3 protein-coding genes are annotated in these 2,282 nt (G+C 58.5%); all 3 read right to left on the minus strand.

Going from position 1 to position 2,282, the window contains the following annotated elements:
- Window positions 1–387: 387 nt before the first annotated feature.
- The 3 genes from lpxB to ACYVDE_RS20625 all read right to left on the minus strand — a co-directional run bounded on the left by lpxB (window position 388) and on the right by ACYVDE_RS20625 (window position 2,269).
- The gene (gene lpxB, locus ACYVDE_RS20615) at window positions 388–1,515 is read right to left on the minus strand and encodes a lipid-A-disaccharide synthase (RefSeq protein ID WP_460503417.1); all 1,128 of its coding nucleotides are present in this window, start codon (window positions 1,513–1,515) and stop codon (window positions 388–390) included.
- A 122-nt stretch (window positions 1,516–1,637) separates the two neighbouring features.
- Window positions 1,638–2,054, minus strand: a complete 417-nt coding sequence (locus ACYVDE_RS20620) for a 6-pyruvoyl trahydropterin synthase family protein (RefSeq protein WP_460503418.1) — start codon at window positions 2,052–2,054, stop codon at window positions 1,638–1,640.
- Between the two features lie 95 nt (window positions 2,055–2,149).
- Entirely contained in the window at window positions 2,150–2,269 is a 120-nt protein-coding gene (locus ACYVDE_RS20625; RefSeq protein WP_460503419.1) for an iron chelate uptake ABC transporter family permease subunit, read from the minus strand.
- Window positions 2,270–2,282: the final 13 nt, after the last annotated feature.

The raw sequence follows: 2,282 nt of genomic DNA on the forward strand, positions 1-2,282 counted from the left end.
GCCCAGGGCGGCCAAGGCCAGGGCCCCGGTCCGGCGCAACCGGCGGCCGGCGGCCGTCAGTTCGTCCAGAGCAGCGAACCCGCTTTTGTAACGTTTTTGCATAAAATCAAAAAAACTATTGGGGTGGAGCTGTAAATATAAAAGGAAAGCCTTGTTGGCGAACCATTAAATATTTGACATGCTCGCAGGGAAGCATTTTTTCGCCCCGACACAGTTTCTATAGTGGCAAAACTCTTGCGCACTACGAGGTTGCGCTGGCCTGGCCAGCACAGCACTCCCGACGGACAACCGGCGGCTCTGCCCCTTCCTTTCCGACCTGGACAAAACGGAAAGACCCCAGGCGCCGGCCCGGGGTCTTTCCATTCAACACGCAAGGGTAGTTGGTTTTTAACGTAGCGCCGGGCTCCCCGCCCGCAGGTAGCCCACCATCAGCTCGGCGGTTTTTTTGGCGGCTTGGTGCTGGCCCAGCTTCTCGCGCAGCTCGGCATAGCCGGCTTTCATGCGCGCCTGGTAGGCGGGGTCGGTGAGCAGGGTGCGCAGCTCGTCGAGCAGGTTGCGGGCCGTGAATTCGCCCTGGATGAGCTCCTTCACTACCTCGCGGCCGGCAATCAGGTTCACCAGCGAGATGTAGGGCACTTTGATGACCATCTTGCCGATGGCGTAGCTCAGGGCGCTGGTGCGGTAGCACACAATCTGGGGCACGTCGAACAGGGCCGTTTCGAGGGTGGCCGTGCCGCTCGTGACGAGGGCCGCCGTGGCGTGGCTCAGCAGGTCGAAGGTTTGGTCGAAGACGAATCGGATGCCGTTGCGGTGGAAGTTGCGGTAGTAGTTGGCGTCGAGGTTGTTGACGCCGGCCACCACGAACTGGTATTCCTGAAAGCCGGGCAGAATGGCAATCATCTCGTGCAACATCTCCTCAATCTCCTGCTTGCGCGAGCCCGGCAGCACGGCAATAATGGGTTTGGCTGGGTCGAGGCGGTTGCGCTCGTGAAAATCGGCGGTGGGTACGAATTCGGCCACCGAGTCGGCCGTGGGATTACCGGTGTAATCGACGGGGTAGTTGAATTTCTGGTAGAATTCGGTTTCGAAGGGCAGAATCACGAACATCTTGTCGACGTAGGCTTTCACTTTCTCGACACGCCCTTGATTCCAAGCCCAGATTTTGGGCGAAATATAGTAGAACACCTTAATGCCCTGCTCCTTGGCAAACTTCGCCATGCGCATGTTGAAGCCGGCGTAATCGACCAGAATCAGCACATCGGGCTTGTAGGCCAAGATGTCGGCCTGGCACTGCTTGAGGTAGCCGCGGAACTTGAGGATGCTGGTAGCCGCCTCCAGAAAGCCCATGATGGCCAAGTCTTGGTAGTGGCGCACCAGCTCGCCGCCCTCGGCCTGCATCATGTCGCCGCCCCAGTAGCGGAACTGGGCGTCGGCATCCTGGCCGCGCAGCTCGCGCATCAGGTTGGCAGCGTGGAAGTCGCCCGACCGTTCGCCGGCAATGAGGTAGTATTTCACTTCGGAAGTGTTGAATGTTGAATGTTGAGTTTTGGGTTAGGGGTTGATTCTCAGCTGGCGCGGTAGTTTCAGACCGAAACGGCCGCATCCACTCAACATTCAACCCTCACCATTCAAAACTTCTAGTCGCCGTAATATTCTACGAAGTTGCGGGGCGTTTCGTAGAGCTTGATGCAGTGCAGCTTGGCGGGCGTGATGGCGGGCAGCTCGCGCTCGATGATTTGCCAGAAGGCGATGGCCAGGTTTTCGGTGCTGGCCATCTGGCCGGCCAGGAAGGGCACGTCAAGGTTGAGGTTTTTGTGGTCGACCTGTTCGGTGATGTGCGTGCGCAGCAGGTCCGACAAGGCTTTGAGGTCGACCACGAAACCGGTTTCGGGGTCGGGGTTGCCTTTCACCGTGACAATAAGGTCGTAGTTGTGGCCGTGCCAGTTGGCGTTGGCGCAGGGGCCGAACACCTCACGGTTGCGCTCCTCGCTCCACTTGGGGTTGTAGAGCTTGTGCGCGGCGTTGAAGTGTTCCTGGCGGGAGATGTAAATCATTTGCTAAGCTTTTAGCTACTAGCCGTTAGCTGGCAGCTTTTATCATGGCTTCCTTCAAAAAGAAAGCTGATAGCTACCAGCTAAACGCTAGTAGCTTAATTATTTTTCCGCAGCAAATATACGAAGAAGGGTACCCCGAACAGGGCCGTGACCAGCCCCACCGGCAGCCCGGCCGGCGGGTAGAGCAGCCGCGCCAGCAGGTCCCAGGCCAGCAGGTAGGCCCCGCCG

Source organism: Hymenobacter agri, from assembly GCF_054778495.1.